13 protein-coding genes, 1 tRNA gene, 1 other RNA gene and 1 pseudogene are annotated in these 16,786 nt (G+C 42.5%); 2 read left to right on the top strand and 14 right to left on the bottom strand.

The genetic code is table 11. From position 1 onward, the window contains the following. Positions 1-62: 62 nt before the first annotated feature. The 4 genes and pseudogenes from ADF75_RS07465 to truB all read right to left on the bottom strand — a co-directional run. Positions 63-824, bottom strand: a complete 762-nt coding sequence (locus tag ADF75_RS07465) for a hypothetical protein (protein ID WP_048789671.1) — start codon at positions 822-824, stop codon at positions 63-65. 44 nt (positions 825-868) lie between these two features. Then, complete coding sequence (locus tag ADF75_RS10610; protein WP_239665211.1) at positions 869-982, bottom strand: DUF4176 domain-containing protein; 114 nt, start codon at positions 980-982, stop codon at positions 869-871. After that, positions 982-1,269, bottom strand: a complete 288-nt coding sequence (locus ADF75_RS07460; protein ID WP_239665210.1) for a hypothetical protein — start codon at positions 1,267-1,269, stop codon at positions 982-984. Before ADF75_RS07460 ends, ADF75_RS10610 begins: the two co-directional genes overlap by 1 nt. Continuing rightward, positions 1,247-1,408, bottom strand: a pseudogene (gene truB / locus ADF75_RS10315) (tRNA pseudouridine(55) synthase TruB); the annotation flags it as partial. The gene ADF75_RS07460 and the pseudogene truB, both read right to left, overlap by 23 nt. A 179-nt stretch (positions 1,409-1,587) precedes the next feature. Between truB and ADF75_RS07455 the strand changes: the two are divergent. Beyond that, positions 1,588-2,904, top strand: a complete 1,317-nt coding sequence (locus tag ADF75_RS07455) for an FAD-containing oxidoreductase (RefSeq protein WP_048789670.1) — start codon at positions 1,588-1,590, stop codon at positions 2,902-2,904. A gap of 31 nt (positions 2,905-2,935) precedes the next feature. On the opposite strand, the gene ADF75_RS07450 is transcribed toward ADF75_RS07455, so the two are convergent. From ADF75_RS07450 to pcrA, 4 genes are all read right to left on the bottom strand, one after another. Beyond that, positions 2,936-3,736, bottom strand: coding sequence for an alpha/beta fold hydrolase (locus ADF75_RS07450; protein WP_048789669.1), 801 nt, complete (start codon positions 3,734-3,736; stop codon positions 2,936-2,938). Positions 3,737-3,767: 31 nt separating this feature from the next. Beyond that, a complete protein-coding gene (locus ADF75_RS07445) occupies positions 3,768-4,211 on the bottom strand; it encodes a GNAT family N-acetyltransferase (RefSeq protein ID WP_048789668.1) in 444 nt (147 codons plus the stop codon). 9 nt (positions 4,212-4,220) lie between these two features. Continuing rightward, complete coding sequence (locus ADF75_RS07440) at positions 4,221-5,495, bottom strand: DUF2130 domain-containing protein (RefSeq protein ID WP_048789667.1); 1,275 nt, start codon at positions 5,493-5,495, stop codon at positions 4,221-4,223. A gap of 337 nt (positions 5,496-5,832) precedes the next feature. Then, a complete protein-coding gene (gene pcrA / locus ADF75_RS07430) occupies positions 5,833-8,118 on the bottom strand; it encodes a DNA helicase PcrA (RefSeq protein ID WP_048789679.1) in 2,286 nt (761 codons plus the stop codon). Positions 8,119-8,316: 198 nt separating this feature from the next. Here pcrA and ADF75_RS07425 point away from each other — a divergent pair, with 198 nt between their 5' ends. Next, on the top strand, positions 8,317-9,510 hold the full coding sequence (locus ADF75_RS07425) for a cation diffusion facilitator family transporter (protein ID WP_048689114.1): 1,194 nt from the start codon (positions 8,317-8,319) through the stop codon (positions 9,508-9,510). 88 nt (positions 9,511-9,598) lie between these two features. Here ADF75_RS07425 and lepB read toward each other — a convergent pair whose 3' ends face one another. The 6 genes from lepB to ssrA form a co-directional block, all read right to left on the bottom strand. Beyond that, positions 9,599-10,156: a signal peptidase I gene (gene lepB, locus ADF75_RS07420; RefSeq protein ID WP_048689111.1), complete on the bottom strand. Its 558-nt coding sequence runs from the start codon at positions 10,154-10,156 to the stop codon at positions 9,599-9,601. Positions 10,157-10,307: 151 nt separating this feature from the next. Further along, positions 10,308-11,813: a pyruvate kinase gene (pyk, locus tag ADF75_RS07415; RefSeq protein WP_048689107.1), complete on the bottom strand. Its 1,506-nt coding sequence runs from the start codon at positions 11,811-11,813 to the stop codon at positions 10,308-10,310. 60 nt (positions 11,814-11,873) lie between these two features. Continuing rightward, a complete protein-coding gene (gene pfkA, locus ADF75_RS07410) occupies positions 11,874-12,887 on the bottom strand; it encodes a 6-phosphofructokinase (RefSeq protein ID WP_048689104.1) in 1,014 nt (337 codons plus the stop codon). An 85-nt stretch (positions 12,888-12,972) separates the two neighbouring features. Next, positions 12,973-16,074 carry a DNA polymerase III subunit alpha gene (locus tag ADF75_RS07405; RefSeq protein ID WP_048689099.1) on the bottom strand — a complete coding sequence of 1,034 codons (3,102 nt, stop codon included), beginning with the start codon at positions 16,072-16,074 and terminating at the stop codon, positions 12,973-12,975. A gap of 128 nt (positions 16,075-16,202) precedes the next feature. Further along, positions 16,203-16,290, bottom strand: a tRNA-Ser gene (locus ADF75_RS07400). Positions 16,291-16,422: 132 nt separating this feature from the next. Further along, positions 16,423-16,770: a transfer-messenger RNA gene (gene ssrA / locus ADF75_RS10055) on the bottom strand. Between the last annotated feature and the right edge of the window lie 16 nt (positions 16,771-16,786).

Below are 16,786 nucleotides of genomic sequence, written 5' to 3'. Positions count from 1 at the left end.
CACCTTTTTTAAGATTACTTTTTAATCCAGCATCAATAACAAATCTGTAGGTAAATACCCTACTATTCACCTCTGTCTCTCCAATTCTTTATGATAGTATAAATAAAATGTATCAGTATTGCTACTAAAAATGCGAACAAAGGGCGTAATGATACCAAACTGATACCCACAACAAAGAAGGCTGATAAAAAATAAATGATAAACGCCTCTAACTTAGAAGGTTTTCTAGCCTCTGGAAGCATATCTAAATGTTCCTTCGTTAGAGCTGAGCGATTAGTGAATTGATAAAAGAAACGATATCTTGCAGATAAAGAATCAATATCTAAAAAGTCATATCCCCTAATATAATCAATTACGTAAAACATCAGTAAATTGTCAATTTCGTCAATATTTTCAGTATAGAGAGAAAAATTTCTCTTTCCAGCAATTGCAATATTACTTGCAGCATAAACGGCAATCGGAATGCCATCTTTTGTGACAGGTGAAATATCTCCTTTACTACCTGAACCTACACACGTCATTTCATAGTTATTTAAATTAAATTGAAAAACTCCATGCCAGTATGCTTGTTCCCATAAATGGTCAAATCTTTCTTCTTCAAAATAAATCAAATCCTTATTTAACCCTCTTGCGACTATTCTTTTCTTCTTAGAAATGAATTCTGATACTTTCAAGACTAGAATTTCTACATCTTTTGCATATAGACGATAACCTTCATCTTCTTGAACGATTTCAATTCTTTCAGTCCAATGTTCATCATCAGGTAATTTTGACTCAAGGATAAATCCTTCTGAGTTTCCACGTAATTTTAATTGTATTTCCATGTTTTACCCCCCTATTAATAAGCCCAATCCAAATGGTCCTAGTTTCATTTTTGCCTCTGCTTATTAGTATCTGGACAATGATTAACAATCATGACAGGCTCCACACCTTCTCTCACCCGAACAACACTCCCAATCGGTAAAGTAGTACGTTCTGACATCAGTTTTCAACTCCTAAATATTTCTGAGCTTCCTGAACATAGAAAAGCTCTGGATTTTCATGGGCGATGCTTTCAAACAAACTACGGGCACGAGCTTCATCTCCTTTTAGCTGAGCATTGAGGGCTCCGTAATAAGAAAACATGATTCGAGCTAGCTTATTTTCGGGTTCGGCAGTATCGAAGTAGTCGTTTATTTCTTTATTGAACACGATATCTTTTATAGCTTGAGCTTGGGCGATTAGTTTAGCCTTACCATCTTTCGAATCTGGCGCCTTGGACAACTGCAATCGGAAGCACTCCCACTACATCTGGATCCAGCGTTCCCCCATGGCCAATCTTCTTGGTTCCTAGGATTTTTCGCGGTTTAAAGACCACATCATGTGAAGTCATCCCTGCTTCTTTTTTTACATTGATAATTCCGTCTATCTGATTTGCTCTTTCTAGCTCATGTGTGATCACCCTAGTCACCGACCCTTTATTATACCATGAAACGAGACTTCTTGTCTCTGTTCCCTCTTCCCATGAGCTTCAAAAAAATCCCGTAGCAGATTTCAGACTTTTTAAAATGGGTTTGATACAATAGAAAACGAAAGAAGGTGTAACATATGTTAATGTATGATGTTATTGTTATTGGATTTGGTAAAGCTGGTAAAACACTTGCAGCGAAATTATCAAGCCAAGGGAAAAAAGTCGCTCTGATTGAAAAGAGCAAGTCTATGTATGGTGGTACTTGTATCAATATCGCTTGTATTCCCACTAAGACCTTGATTGTTGCAGCGGAAAAAGGCTTGGATTTTGAACAAGCTATGAGTGAAAAGAATGCGGTCACCACTCGTCTCAACGGCAAGAACTACGCAACCATTGCTGGAACAGGTGTGGACATTATCGATGCAACTGCTCGTTTCGTTTCCAACAAGGTCATCGAAATTCAAGCTGGTGAGGAAAAAGAAGAATTGACAGCTGAAACCATTATTATTAATACTGGTGCAGTGCCAACTATCCTTCCAATTCCGGGGCTAGCTGAAAGTAAATTTGCTGTGGATTCAACCGGTATTCAACGGTTGGAAAACCTACCAAAACGCCTGGGTGTTCTTGGCGGTGGACCAATCGGATTGGAATTTGCCCATCTCTACAATACCTTGGGTAGCCAAGTTACAGTATTAGACGCCTCTGAAGCATTCTTGCCACGGATTGAGCCAAGCATTGCAGCTCTTGCAAAAGGCTACCTGGAAGAAGATGGCATTCAGTTCTTGCAAGGTGTTCATACCCAAGAAATCAAGGATGGTGAAGCTAGCTTAACCCTTGTAACCGATAAAGGAGACTTCGAGTTTGATATCCTTCTCTACGCAACAGGTCGTAAGCCAAACACAGCTGGTCTTGGTCTTGAAAACACAGACATCCAAGTCACTGATCGTGGAGCGATCCAAGTCAACCGTCATTTGGAAACCAGCGTCTCTGGTGTCTTTGCAGTTGGGGATGTCAATGGTGGTCCACAGTTCACCTACATGTCGCTCGATGACTTCCGCATTGTCTTCAACTACCTTACAGGCGATGGTAGCTACAACCTTGAAACTCGTAGAAATTATGCGACAACACTCTTTATTGCTCCTCCACTTGCCCAAGTCGGCTTGACCGAACAAGAAGCGCGTGACAAAGGACTTCCAGTTGCTGTTAAAGAATTGCCAGTTGCTGCCATGCCTCGTGGACATGTCAATGCAGACCTTCGAGGTGCCTTCAAAGCCGTGGTCAACCCAGAAACTAAAGAAATTCTTGGAGTGACACTCTTTGGAGAAGCTGCAGGCGAAATCATCAACCTGATCACCATGGCCATGGACAACAAGATCCCTTATACTTACATTGCAAAACAAATCTTTACCCACCCAACCATGGCTGAAAACCTAAACGATCTCTTTGCGATTTAAATAAAAACGCTGGAAATTTTTCCAGCGTTTTTTAGTTTAAGAATCCACAGACAGCCTCTTGAAATGCTTTATTTTCTTCATAAAGAGCATGCCCAGAATGCTTTAGAATAAGGAGCTGACAACCCGAAATCGCTTTTGCCAGTTCCTTGGATCCGTCCACACCAATCACATCATCTTCAAGCGCACCAAGGACAAAGGTTGGACACTGAATTTCCTTTAAGACCTCACGGCTATTATGTTCCAGGCAAGACTGAGACTGAATGGCTATTCTATTTTCATCTTTGATTCGCCCCAAGCGACCCATAATATTATAAAGCAACCGCCACTTTTGATAGCTCTTTTGCGTATAGGAATGCTTTGCAATATCCAGCATGAGATGCTTAAAATTTCCAGATTGACTAAGTTTTTGCCAATGCTCAATTCGTTCTCTAGCAAGTTGACTAGGTTTTGCAGTGGTCACAGCTAAAATGATCTTTTGTACCTTTTCAGGGAAATCCGCCACCAACCATTGGGCAATCATTCCACCTTGTGAAATCCCCATGACATAGGCTGTATCTAAGTTCAGCGCCTCCATTGCTTCTGCTACATCTGCTGCCATATCCCGCGTCGTATAGCCCTGCCTCAACTCATTGATTCGAGAAAAAACATAGATTTTATAACACTTAGCAAGTAGACGATAAGAGAGGGAAAAGAGCTGGGCCTTTCCTTTAACGGTCTGAAGCCCATCCCCCAAGCCTAGTATGATCACTAATGGCTGCTTACCTTTACCAAATGTTACATAGTCCATGGTCTTTTCGTTAAAATATAAGGTTTTCCCTTTTGTTGAAGACATTACTTCGTTCCCTCTACTATTTTTTCATGATTTATTCATGTTGAGTTTTTAAATGCAAGGCAAAGCCAGCAGTCACTTTTTCAAATCCAACTGCCTGATAAAACTGATGTGCAGTATTTCGTTCAGCGGTTAATCCACTATTTAGAGCCAGTGCCTTAACTCCTTCTTTTACTGCTTGTTTTTTCAATTCATCGATTAGCCTACTAGCAATTCCTTGTCGTCTTGTTTCTTTTGCAACTGACAAAGCCAAAATACGATAGTAAGATCCATCTGCTTCAAAAAAGAAGAGCTTTGCATAACCTAAGAAACCTAAAATTTCTCCGTTTCTTTCAGCTAAAAGACAGCCATAATGCGGCTGAGAAAGAATCATTTCTAAACGTCGAGACAGCTTAGAAGCGGTCGTTGGATAGCCCAAGTCTTCGTATAGAGACAGTAGGGCTTCAGCATCTTTCATGGTTGCTTTTCGTATCTGCATAGGATTCTCCTATTCTTCCTTCAAGGCATCAAACTTAGCCTTCATGGTTGGATTTTTCCGTGTCAATTTTTTAACGGAAACATCATCCAACTTGTTGTTAGCAAGACGAAGTTGATTTTCTGATGTAGTCAAGAACTTCTTAACTTCTTCCATCCGTTTAATAGCCTTGTCAATTTCATCGATGGCCTTACCGAAGTTGACGGAAGCTGAGTTGTAGTTCTTAGCAAAGGCAACTTTGAAAGCATCCAGGTCTTCTTCAAAGTGGGTGATGTCGATATTTTGTTCACGAACAAGCGCCAATTCCTGCTTGTATTTGAGGGAATTGAGGGCCGCATTACGCAGGAGCCCAATGATCTGGATAAAGAACTGAGGACGCACCACATACATCTTCTCATACTCGTGGCTAACATCGACAATCCCTGTGTTGAAGTAGTCATTATCTGCCTCAAGCATGGTCACCAAAACCGCATATTCACAGTTCTTTTCTCGACGGTCCTTGTCCAATTCCTTGTAGAAATCCGCATTCTTATGCTTCTTCTCGGTCCCGTCGGCTTCATTCTTCATCTCAAACATGATGGAGATAATCTCCACTCCATTTTCATCACACTCGCGGAAGATAAAGTCACCTTTAGACCCACGTGCAGAGACCTTGTTGTCCTTTTCAAAATAGGCATTTGGGAAGGCAAAACTGCGAACCTTGTTGAATTCACTTTCCGCATACTGCTCCAGACTTTCACCGATAGCTTTTGTAGATTGTTGGGCCTTGAAATTCTTGTAGAACTCGACCTGTTCATTGGCCGCCTTTAGCTGGGCTTCATAATTTTGTTTAACAGAAGCTAGGGACAGTTCATTTTCCTTCTCTTGAAGGAGCAATTGGTTTTGTACCTGATCACGCTCCTTCTCCAAATTAGAAAGCGTCTTTTGCAGTTGGTTCTCATGCTCCAAGCGCAAGGTAGCCAACTGATTCTCCAGTGCTTGCACTTCTTTTTCTTTCTCTAGCAGGCTTTGGCTAGCCGTTTGCTCCACCTCTTTTTTAGCCAATTCTTTTTCAGTATCAAACTGTTGAATCTGGTTTTGTAACTGGGCAATTTCTTGATCCTTCTTAGCTAACTTCTCTTGTTGCTCATTAAGGGCCTTTTGCTCAGCCAAAGCCAACTCTTGCCGAATCCGCTCATGAATTTCCTTGTCAAACTCCGCTGTCCGTACCTGTGACAAGAGCTCGCTGTATTGACTTTCATTAACTGTAAAAACTTCCCCACAGTTGGGACACTTGATTTCGTTCATAGCATGCCTCTTTCTCTATTCTTAGTATATTATATCATGCCACCTGTAAAATCAAAACCAGCAAACGAGGCTTGCTCCTACTATTTCCCTCCACAATCAAGTTTATGGCAATGAATAGAGTAAATGAGAGGATTTGTTAAAGCAGAACGATGTCCATTAAAACTTCCCGCTGTGAGAAAAGCAGGAGAAACAGATTTGTTTCTCCTGCTCGGTAGATTTGAGACGGAAGGCTCAAATCTAAGGTATGGAATCCCAAAGGAAGTCGCTACCGTCCGCCCTCACCTAAGGGAAGTTGATAAAAGGACAAAACCATCAAGTTAGGCTTACTGGCTTTAGTTTATTTCTTCTCAATCGGAGCGACACTGGCCAAGAGTTTTTTGAGACCCACTTCTGGGAAGTTGATCTTGAGCTCTTGGGTATTGCCACTACCAGAGACTTCTAGGACAGTTCCTTCGCCCCACTTCTTGTGAATGGCAATATCACCAATGGCCCAAGCGACACTTTCTTTGGTGCTAGAACGGTTGCTATTGCCAAAGGGGAGGCTTGATGACGTGAGGGCACTTGGAGCTGCTTGTCTCTTGCGCTCTTGAAGGGCTTGTGACAGGCTCATTCCTTTTCCAAAGGTTGTTCCGCCTCCATTGCTATAAGAAGCCTTAAAGCTAGTGTTGGCTGGACGGGCCAAGCCCTGGTAGGTCAATAAATCCGAGCTAATTTCATTGATGAAACGCGTCGGGCGGTTGTAGCTGGTCCGTCCAAAGAGCAAACGAGAGTTGGCATTGGTCAAGAAAAGAACCTTCTCTGCCCGCGTGATTCCTACATATGCTAGGCGACGCTCTTCTTCCAATTCATCCGGATCCTCAGCTGCTCGACTAAGAGGAAAGACATTTTCTTCCATCCCAATCAAGAAGACGACTGGAAACTCCAATCCTTTAGCCGCGTGAAGGGTCATCAAGGTGACTTCTGAGGTCTCTTGAGCTCCATCATCTGTATCGGCAATCAAAGCCAAATCGTTCAAGAAGCGACTCAGGGTCTCCACACCTGATTCGTCTTCGACGGTCTCTCCGTTTTCATCAAAATTCTTGGTAACAGATAGGAACTCTTGGATATTCTCGATGCGGGCCTGACTTTCCAAATTTCCCTGATTGGTTAGGGCTGTCATATAGCCTGTCTTGTCAAGGACTTCTTCGACCAATTCTGTAATGGTCAGCTGGTCCAATCTTTCTCTCAAATCAAGAATGAGATTGGCAAAGTCCCAGATGGCTTGGGCAGCCTTTCCTTTGATGCCTGAGAGCATGATATTAGCCGAAGCATCTAGAAGTGAGGACTCTTGCATTTGAGCAAAGTCACGAATCTTATCCACTGTACCTGGCCCGATTCCCCGCTTGGGTTCATTGATAATGCGCTCAAAACTGATATTGTCACTAAGGTTGGCAATCAAGTTTAGATAAGCAATGATATCCCGAATTTCCTTCCGGCTGTAGAACTTGGTGCCCCCTACCATGGTGTAGGGAATGTTAGACTTGAGCAGCGCTTCTTCAATGGTCCGGGACTGAGCATTGGTCCGGTAGAGAACGGCAAAATCACGGTGTTTGTAGCCAGCTTCGCGACTAAGCTCTTCAATCGTTTTAGCAACAAAGACCGCTTCATCCTGCTCGTCATTAGCCCGGTAGTAGACAATCTCTTCCCCGTCAGCATTTTGGGTCCAGAGATTCTTCGGACGGCGGTTCCGATTGTTTTTGATCACATCGTTAGCTGCTTGTAGGATGGTTTTAGTGGAGCGATAATTTTCCTCTAACAAGACGACCTTGGCATCGGGATAATCCTTTTCAAAGTCGAGAATATTTTGCATGTCTGCTCCCCGCCAGCCATAAATAGACTGGTCAGCATCCCCAACAACACAGATATTTTTAAAGCGAGAAGCTAAGAGTTTGACCAATTGGTATTGGGCATGGTTGGTATCTTGGTACTCATCTACATGGATGTATTGGAACTTCTGCTGGTAATAGGTCAGCACATCAAGATGCTGGTCAAAGAGACGCAAGGTCAACATGATCAAATCATCAAAGTCCACCGCTTCTGACTGACGGAGTTCCTTTTGGTAAGCCTCATAGCACTTGGCGACGATCTGGGTGTACATATCCCCCGCTTGGGCAGCATAAGCCACTTCATCAATTAAGTCATTCTTGGCATTGGATATAGTTCCCAAAATGGTTCGTTCATTCCATTTCTTAGGATCCAAGTTTAACTGCTTGAGAATCCGTTTCATCAGTGTTCGTTGCTCACCTGGATCAACAATGGTAAAGTTACGATTGTAACCAATGTGATCCGCATCGTAGCGAAGGATACGCACACACATGGAGTGGAAGGTGGCGATCAAGCAATCTTGGGTTGCTGGATTCAACTGATAAGCCCGCTCTTTCATCTCCCGAGCGGCCTTATTGGTAAAGGTAATAGCCAAGATATTCCAAGGATTGACCATTTTTTCGTCAATCAAGTAAGCAATCCGATGGGTCAAGACACGTGTCTTACCAGAACCTGCCCCCGCCATGATCAAGAGGGGACCTTCTGTCGTTTGGACCGCCTCTGCCTGGCGATCATTCATACCATTCAATAAAGGATTCATCTCATACTCCTCATTCATTCAATCGTTCTATTATACCACATTTTCGCCCTTTCTCCTTTTGGAAACAGTTGGCATCATTTGAATTTTACACTCAAAAAGGCTATAATAAAGCCTTAAGAAGAACGAACATTTCCTCATCAACAACGATCCAAGTTTGTCGCTTAGGAGGAAATCTACAGAAGTCTGGAGGAGGTCTAAGTGAATCAATCACAAAGTAATTTAAAACTAGCCGAACGTGGAGCCCTGATCAGTATTGTCGCCTACCTGATTCTTTCCGCTGCCAAATTAGCAACAGGCCACCTGCTTCACTCCTCCAGTTTGGTCGCGGATGGTTTTAATAACTTATCCGATATTATCAGTAATGTCGCCCTTCTCATCGGCATTCGCATGGCCCGCCAGCCAGCTGACCGCGACCACCGATTTGGTCATTGGAAGATTGAAGATCTAGCTAGCCTGGTAACTTCCATCATCATGTTTTATGTGGGCTTTGATGTCCTACGAGATACGGTTCAAAAAATTCTCAGCAGGGAAACAACTGTTATTGATCCTTTAGGAGCCATTGTTGGAGTTGGGTCAGCCCTTGTCATGTTTGCGGTCTATCTTCATAACCGCACTTTAGCCAAGAAAGCCCAATCCAAGGCCCTCAATGCTGCTGCTAAAGATAACCTGTCTGATGTGGTCACTTCTTTAGGAACCTCTGTTGCGATTGGAGCTAGTGCTCTTAACTATCCAATTGTGGACCAATTGGTGGCCATTGTCATCACCTTCTTTATCCTAAAAACTGCCTACGACATTTTCATTGAATCCTCCTTCAGCCTCTCAGATGGATTTGATGAAAGTCTTCTTGATAAATACAAGGCTGCCATTCTAGAATTGCCAAAGGTCAGCCGGGTCAAATCCCAACGGGGACGGACCTATGGAAGCAACATTTACCTAGATGTCGTCATCGAAATGAATCCAGACCTCTCTGTTTATGAGAGCCATGCGATTACCGAAGAGGTCGAGCGCCTTCTCAAGGAAAAATTTGGGGTCTTTGACATTGACGTCCATGTGGAGCCAAGTTCTATCCCTGAAGATGAGATTTTGGACAATGTCCTTCTCAAATTAAAGACCTATGAGGAACGTTTGCAGGCTCAACAGGAATACCAAACCCTCCTGGCTGACAACTTCACCCTCATCAATGAGTATGGCCAAGAAAGTCACAAGGAGGACCTGGTCCGTTTGCAGGAAGAACATCAAATTCCCTTTAAGAATTTCGAAATCGAATCCATCAGTCAAAAGACCAAATTGATTCGCTATGAGTTAAATAACCAGATCCATACCAGTCTCTGGCGGCGTCATGAACACTGGCAAAAGGTCTTTCACCAAATTACCAGTAAACAAGAAAAATAGCACTCTTTACCTCAATCTAACCAGAATAAAAGCTACTGCAATTCCTTTCTGCAGTAGCTATTTTGTAAGAAAAAATAGTCCTCATGGACTATTCTTCTTCTTTAATAAAACCAAATTTATTTAGAGGGTACAATCTGAAATCGACAACACCCTCAATCTGATCTGCTTGAATATAACCAAATTCACGACTGTCTTTGGTATTGTTGCGATCATCATTTAGGACTAAGTAACTATTACTAGGTACTTTTCCAGCCTTGGTTCCCTTGAGTTCTCTAGAGAAAAAATCATTTGTAAAATAATCGCCACTTGGGGCAGCCAAATGTTTGGTCTTCATCTTGTCCAAATACGGCTCTGCTGTAGCTACACCATTCAGATAAAAGACATCATCCACATAGCTGACCTCATCGCTCTCTATCGCAATGACACGTCCAAGATATTGTTTCTCTTTTACATGATAGAGGACCAAGTCCGTTCGATCAATTTTCCCCTTTTTAGTCGCTAATACTAAATCATCTTTCTTAACGGAGGCATTGGCCATTTGATCAGATACCCACAATGGTTGAAAAACAAATAGGCGCAAAGTAAGGAGTACCAAGCCCAATATTCCAATGATGATAATATTCCGAATCAAATCCCTTTTCGACATTCCTATCCCCCCTTTCAGCTCATTTCATTATACCATTTTATTAGACAATAAAAAAGGCCCACATTCCCAAATTGTCAGAAAATTGCTCTAAAAAGAAAAACCTTGTCTCCAAGCTTTAAACTTAGAAAACAAGGTTTGTTCATTGATTAGATTAACGGACTGTACGGATACGCATTGTGTTTGTACGAACAGCTTCGCCAAGTGGTACACCTGCAACGATAACGATATCGTCACCAGATTGTACAAGACCTGCTTCTACTGCTTTACGTTCTGCGATTTCGAACATATCGTCAGTTGATGATGGAGCTTCAGTCAACATTGGGATAACACCCCAGTTCAACATCAATCCACGCTCTGTCAATTCGTCAAATGTCAAGGCCAAGATGTCAGCATCTGGACGGTATTTAGAAATCAAACGTGCTGTGTGACCAGTCTTAGTCAATGTTACAATCAATTTGATGTCCATTGAGTTTGTAGCATCTTTAACAGCTGAAGCCATAACTTCTGTCTTAGAATTACGTTCGAATGAATCTGAGTTCAAACGTCCATATTCGTTAAGAAGAGTTTGAGCGTTCTTGTCAATAGTTGCCATTGTTGTTACAGACTCAAGTGGGTATTTACCATTTGCAGACTCACCTGAAAGCATAGTAGCGTCAGTTCCGTCGATAACTGCGTTGAAGACGTCAGATACTTCTGAACGAGTTGCACGTGGTTTTTCAGTCATTGTTTCAAGCATGTTTGTTGCAGTGATAACAACTTTACCAGCAGCGTTCACTTTTGTGATGATCATTTTTTGGTAAACTGGAACCATTTCGAATGGTACTTCGATACCCATGTCACCACGAGCAATCATGATACCGTCAGCAGCTTCAATAATTTCATCCAAGTTATCGATACCTTGTTGGTTTTCGATTTTAGCAAACAATTGAACGTGACCGTTACCAGTTTCTTCACAGATGGCACGAACTTCGTTTACGTCTTTTGCAGTACGTACGAATGAAATCGCGATGAAGTTGATACCTTGTTCCAAACCGAAGCGGATATCAGCGTTATCACGTTCAGCAAGAGCTGGGAAAGGAATTTTCGTGTTAGGAATGTTCACACCTTTTTGTTTAGCGATCACACCGTCATTTTCAACTTCACAAACGAATTCACGAGTTGCGTCGTCTTTTTCTACAACACGAAGACCCAATTTACCATCGTCAACCAATACTTGGCGACCAACTTCAACGTCATCATAGATGTCAAGCGCACCTGCAACGTTCAAGGCAATCACTTCACGAGTTGATTTGATTCCTTGTTTAGTAGCAACACGGATTTTTTCACCAGTCTTATATGAGTACTCTTTAGCATCGCCTTCGAACAATTCAGTACGGATTTCTGGACCTTTTGTATCAAGAAGGAAACCAACTTTTTTACCTGCAAGTTTTTCTGCAAGTTTAACAGTAGCCATACGGTCACCTTGTTCTTGGTGGTCACCGTGTGAGAAGTTGAAACGGAAAGTGTTTGCTCCAGCTTCGATCAATTGAGCAATGTTTTTAGCTGATGCTTCAACGTCAAGTTTTTCACCCCAGTATCCGTCATCACCGAATTTTTTACCACCACGGATTTCTACCGCAGGACCTAAGGTTGCAACGATTTTTACACGTTTGTTCATGATTTCTATGACTCCTTTTAAAATACACTGTCTTTTTAGACAAATTTTAACAAATAAATATTAAATAGAAGATAAGCTACGGTTCAACTCTGCAAGGTTCAAGTCAGCCTTGTGAGGGTTGTTCACTTTAATCTTACCATCTTCAGTTAAGCTAAAGAGGGCACCTTCTTCTGCACTACCAAGAATTGGGTTTTCCACCATTTGTTCATTGCGAATACCAACAGCTACGCCACCGATACCAGCTTTCAACAACTTAACAGCATGTGCACCCAAACGTGAAGCAAGAACACGGTCACGCGCAGTTGGTGAACCACCACGTTGGATATGTCCAAGTTCTGTTACACGAAGATCGCTTGTATCTCCAGCATCTTTCAAGGCTTTACCAAATTCAGCAGCTGACATCACACCTTCAGCAAGAACGATGATGTTGTGTGTACGACCTTTTTCGTAGCCCTTCTTGATGCTCTCAACGACATCTTCGATAGCAAAGCCTTCTTCTGGGATGATAATTTCATCCGCACCAGAAGCAATACCAGACCAAAGGGCAATATCCCCGGCATTACGTCCCATTACCTCGATAACGAAAGTACGATGGTGACTAGATGAGGTATCGCGGATCTTATCAATCGCGTCCATAACAGTTGTAACTGCTGTATCAAACCCGATTGTAAAATCTGTACCAACGATATCATTATCAATTGTTCCAGGAAGTCCTACAGCTGGGAAGCCATGTTCAGTCAAACGCATCGCTCCGTGGTATGATCCATCACCACCGATAACGACAACACCTTCGATTCCATGTTTCTTCAACTGCTCGATCCCTTTTAATTGACCTTCGCGTTCAGCAAATTCAGGATAGCGAGCTGAATGAAGCATCGTTCCACCACGAGAAATAATATCTCCAACTGATGAAGCATCCAATTGATGGATATCACCAGCAACCATACCAGCGTATCCATTATAGATACCAAATACTTCCATTCCTTCAGAAATTGCTTGGCGAACAACTGCACGGATAGCAGCATTCATTCCAGGGGCATCTCCTCCACTGGTTAAAACAGCAATACGTTTCATTTCGATATTTGCTCCTTTTTTTTCTTTTACATTCTAAATGATTATAACACAAAGAGGCTCAAATTTCTCCTATTTTCCGTAGATTTTATCGATAAATCGTTTTCATAGCAATACTTGCCAGCTCATTTTCTAACTTCTCGTTTTTCTGGACGGAAACTCCTTTTAATTGAATGGTCTTTTTCTCCTCTTCATAGCGAATAACGACAGGATAGGGACCCGGATAGGCTTTTAAGATATCTAAAACTGCCCGGTCCTCTTGGTGATCAAACAATTGAATCCAAAAACGCTGATTGGTGGCTTCTTCTGCTTCCATTAAAACCATCTGAAGACGACCATCTCTAGATTGCACTTTTCCTTTGAGATAGTAGTAGCCCTTCTCTCTTATTTTTGAGCTATAGTGGCGATAAGTATCAGGAAAAAGGGTGACATCCATCTTCTTTTGGAGATCGGAAACTTGTAAAAAGGCCATATTTTCTCCATTTTTGGTTCGGATTGTCCGGATTGATTGGACTTCAACCAAGATGGTGGCCTGTTCTCCTTCGCTTAAAGAAGCGATTGGTCGAGTCGGTTTGCTACTTGCTGCTACTATTTCCACCAGAGGATGAGGGCTGAGACCGACCCCAATGACCCTCTGCTCCATTTCATACTTCTCAGCCTTGCTATAATCCTCAGCATCCATCCAGGAATAATTAGCTTGACCAAATAAGCTACCCAATTCATCCGCAAAGACAAATAGGTTGGGAAGGTTCTGAAGGACTTTTCTGCGATTTTTTTCAAAGCAGTCAAACAAGCCCAATTCTACCAAAGGAGTTAAAAGAGGAAGTTTGTGGTATTGGCTTGGCAAGCGCAAGATAAAATCTTCTATGCTCTCAAAGGGTCGTTGTTCAATAATCCAATAGGCTAGATCTTTTGGGAGACCTTTGATATTTTTCATTCCTAGATAAATCTTCTGATCTTGGAACTTATCCTTATAAGGAATGGTATTAATGGTCAAAGGAGCCACTTGGAAATCAAATTGCAGCGCATCGGTCAAATAATCACTGCTAGAGTAGTTGAGCATAATGTCAAAGAAGACATCTGGATAATGGACTTTAAAGTAAGCCAATTGGAAGGCCAAGGCTGAGTAGGCATAGGCATGGGAACGGTTGAAGCCATAGCCAGCAAATTTTTCCATAATGGCAAAGACTTGCTTGGCTTTTTCTGCACTGTGTCCAAGCGCGACAGCCCCCTTGATAAAGTCATCTTCCATCCGATGCATTTCTGCCACGTTCTTTTTCCCCATGGCCCGTCTGAGGATATCGGCTTTTCCTAGACTAAACCCAGCAAAGGTCTGGGCCACCTGCATGACTTGCTCCTGATAGAGCATGATGCCATATGTTGGTGCTAGAACCCCTTCCAAACTAGGATCAATCATATCGACCTTCTCTTTGCCATGCTTGCGTTTGACGAAATTATCAATATAGTCACTAGCCCCAGGCCGGTTCAAAGATGTGGTCGCAACAATCTCCTCAAAACAGTTGGGTTGAACCCGTCTTAATAAACGGATAGCTCCTGCTTGCTCAAACTGGAAGATTCCCTTGGTATTCCCCGCAGCAAACAAAGCAATCGTTTCCGGATCTTCTAGAGGAATATCCTCGATTTTAATATCCTTTTGATATTTTTCCTTTACTGCTTCCTGCATCCGTTGAGCAAAAGTCAAATTTCGGAGTCCTAAGAAGTCCATCTTGAGCAGACCATTTGCCTCAACACCATGGGCATCATATTGGGTCAGATTCATCTCCTCGCCCATCTTGATCGGGATTTGATTGGTGAGATCTTCTCCACTCATGACGACTCCTGCCGCATGAATCGACGTCTGACGTGGTTGCCCTTCAATCCTCTTCGCAATTTCAAAGCCCTTCCGGTATTCTGGACGACTTTGGATGGCTTGGCGAAAAGCTACATTCTTTTCATAAGCGGAAGCCAAGGTATCCCGTAAGCCAATCCGCTTGGTGAGGTTGGTTAACTCATACTCTGGGGTTCCAAATCTCTTAAAAACATCTCGAATGGCTTGTTTGGCTCCAAAAGTTGAGAAGGTCACAATTTGAGCCACATGAGGACTGCGGTAGCGATTTTTAACATACTGGATAAATTTGGGACGATAAACATCTGGAATATCAATATCAATATCTGGCATGGTATAGCGCTCTAAGTTCAAGAAACGCTCAAAGAGGAGATTGTTCTTGACTGGATCAATCCCTGTGATATCTAAAGCATAGGCTACTAGACTACCAACTGCTGATCCACGTCCCATCCCCATATAATAACCTTGGCTTCGACCAAACCGTAACAAATCCCAGACAATCAAAAAGTAGTCATCAAAGCCCATCTGATGGATGACATCTAATTCATGACGCAAACGCTCTTGGTAGACTGTCTGGTCCAGCCCCTTATTTCTCAAGCCCTCCTCAGCCAACTCACGTAATTCCTCGACTGCAGGTTTCTCTGGATTGAAGCGGGGAAGCTTTAATTGCGTATCAATCTCATAATGAACAGCCGCAAGAGTCTTCTCTAGATAAGAAATACTATCTGGATAGTTATGAGCAAAGGCCCGCTCCAACTCTTCTGGTGGCAGTAACATCATAGAAGTGTCAACAGCTCCCACTTCTTTCAGACTGCAATTATTGCGAATGGCATGGAGCATCTGAAGACTCTCCAAATCACTCATTGAAAAATAGCGGACTGTATGGAGGGGGAAAACAGGACGAGAAAACTGTTTCGCTGGAGTATCTGGAAAGACACCAATCGCAAAGTCTTGACCCAAGTCTAAATACTCAATCCCTTCAAAATAGGGAACGATAATGGCTAGATCATCCAAAAAGTGTTGAAAGGCCGACCAGTCAGTTGTTCCCATCATTTTCATGCTGGAAATCTTGATTAAATGTTTATAACCTACGGTACCTAATGCAAGCAAACGAATAGACAAGGGCCCCGCTGGTAACTCAACTTCTAAATCAAGACCTAGGACAGCTCCAATACCAGCTTTTTGGCACTCTTCTAAAAACTCGTAGGCCCCATATAGATTATCTATATCCATGAGACCAATCTGTTGGTAACCCATTTCTTTGGCACGCTGAATATAGTCTCTAATAGAGACTAAACTGTCCATAAAGGTATAAACCGATTTTGTGTCCAGTTGTGTAATCACCTTGCACTCCTTTTCGTCCGTTCTTTCCTTCTATTATACAGGAAATCCGCCAAAGAAGACACTCTTACCCATTGCCAATCCTGCCTAACAAAAAAAACAGATCAACTGATCTGCTTTCCTTTCTCTTACGGAAGACATGGGATTCGAACCCACGCACGCTGTTACACGCCTACCGCGTTTCCAACACGGCCTCTTAAGCCTCTTGAGTAATCTTCCAAACTAGTATCCATTATACGGAAAAGCGCTCCTCCTGTCAACAAAAAATTTAGGAATCGCTCACAAGATATCATTGCTTGATAGATTTTAAAGAAACAAAAAACGACAAGGATTTGTCGTTTGCATGTATAAAAATGGAGCCGGTGGGAATCGAACCCACGTCCAAACACCTGCCAACATATTTGTCTACAACCATAGGTTATGTATTGGTTTAACAGTCCCTCGACACATAACTCAAGCCAAGAAACTGCGAGTCCATTAATCTCTTATCAAACTGCTAGACAAAGTTTGATCGTATCTCGCTAAAATTAAGACCTGTCATCAGACACGAGCAATCCGAATCGGGTCACGCCTGCTGGTTTTTAGGCAGCTAGAGCGTAAGAAGTGTTATTTTTTGCAGTTATATTTAACTGAGCGTTTACGTCGCCACACGAGTCGCAAAATATGCCTCATAATGCCTGTCGAATCCGTAACGACCCCAAAATGATATACTCAA

Origin of the sequence: Streptococcus sp. 1171_SSPC, assembly GCF_001069335.1 — a bacterium.
Taxonomy (GTDB): domain Bacteria; phylum Bacillota; class Bacilli; order Lactobacillales; family Streptococcaceae; genus Streptococcus; species Streptococcus xiaochunlingii.
This window is presented reverse-complemented; position numbering and strand designations above follow the sequence as displayed.

Coding starts and splice junctions, on each gene's coding strand:
- ADF75_RS07465 (WP_048789671.1), bottom strand. CDS start 824: ATGGAAATACAATTAAAATTACGTGGAAACTCAGAAGGATTTATCCTT.
- ADF75_RS10610 (WP_239665211.1), bottom strand. CDS start 982: ATGTCAGAACGTACTACTTTACCGATTGGGAGTGTTGTTCGGGTGAGA.
- ADF75_RS07455 (WP_048789670.1), top strand. CDS start 1,588: ATGTTAATGTATGATGTTATTGTTATTGGATTTGGTAAAGCTGGTAAA.
- ADF75_RS07450 (WP_048789669.1), bottom strand. CDS start 3,736: ATGTCTTCAACAAAAGGGAAAACCTTATATTTTAACGAAAAGACCATG.
- ADF75_RS07445 (WP_048789668.1), bottom strand. CDS start 4,211: ATGCAGATACGAAAAGCAACCATGAAAGATGCTGAAGCCCTACTGTCT.
- ADF75_RS07440 (WP_048789667.1), bottom strand. CDS start 5,495: ATGAACGAAATCAAGTGTCCCAACTGTGGGGAAGTTTTTACAGTTAAT.
- pcrA (WP_048789679.1), bottom strand. CDS start 8,118: ATGAATCCTTTATTGAATGGTATGAATGATCGCCAGGCAGAGGCGGTC.
- lepB (WP_048689111.1), bottom strand. CDS start 10,156: ATGTCGAAAAGGGATTTGATTCGGAATATTATCATCATTGGAATATTG.
- pyk (WP_048689107.1), bottom strand. CDS start 11,813: ATGAACAAACGTGTAAAAATCGTTGCAACCTTAGGTCCTGCGGTAGAA.
- pfkA (WP_048689104.1), bottom strand. CDS start 12,887: ATGAAACGTATTGCTGTTTTAACCAGTGGAGGAGATGCCCCTGGAATG.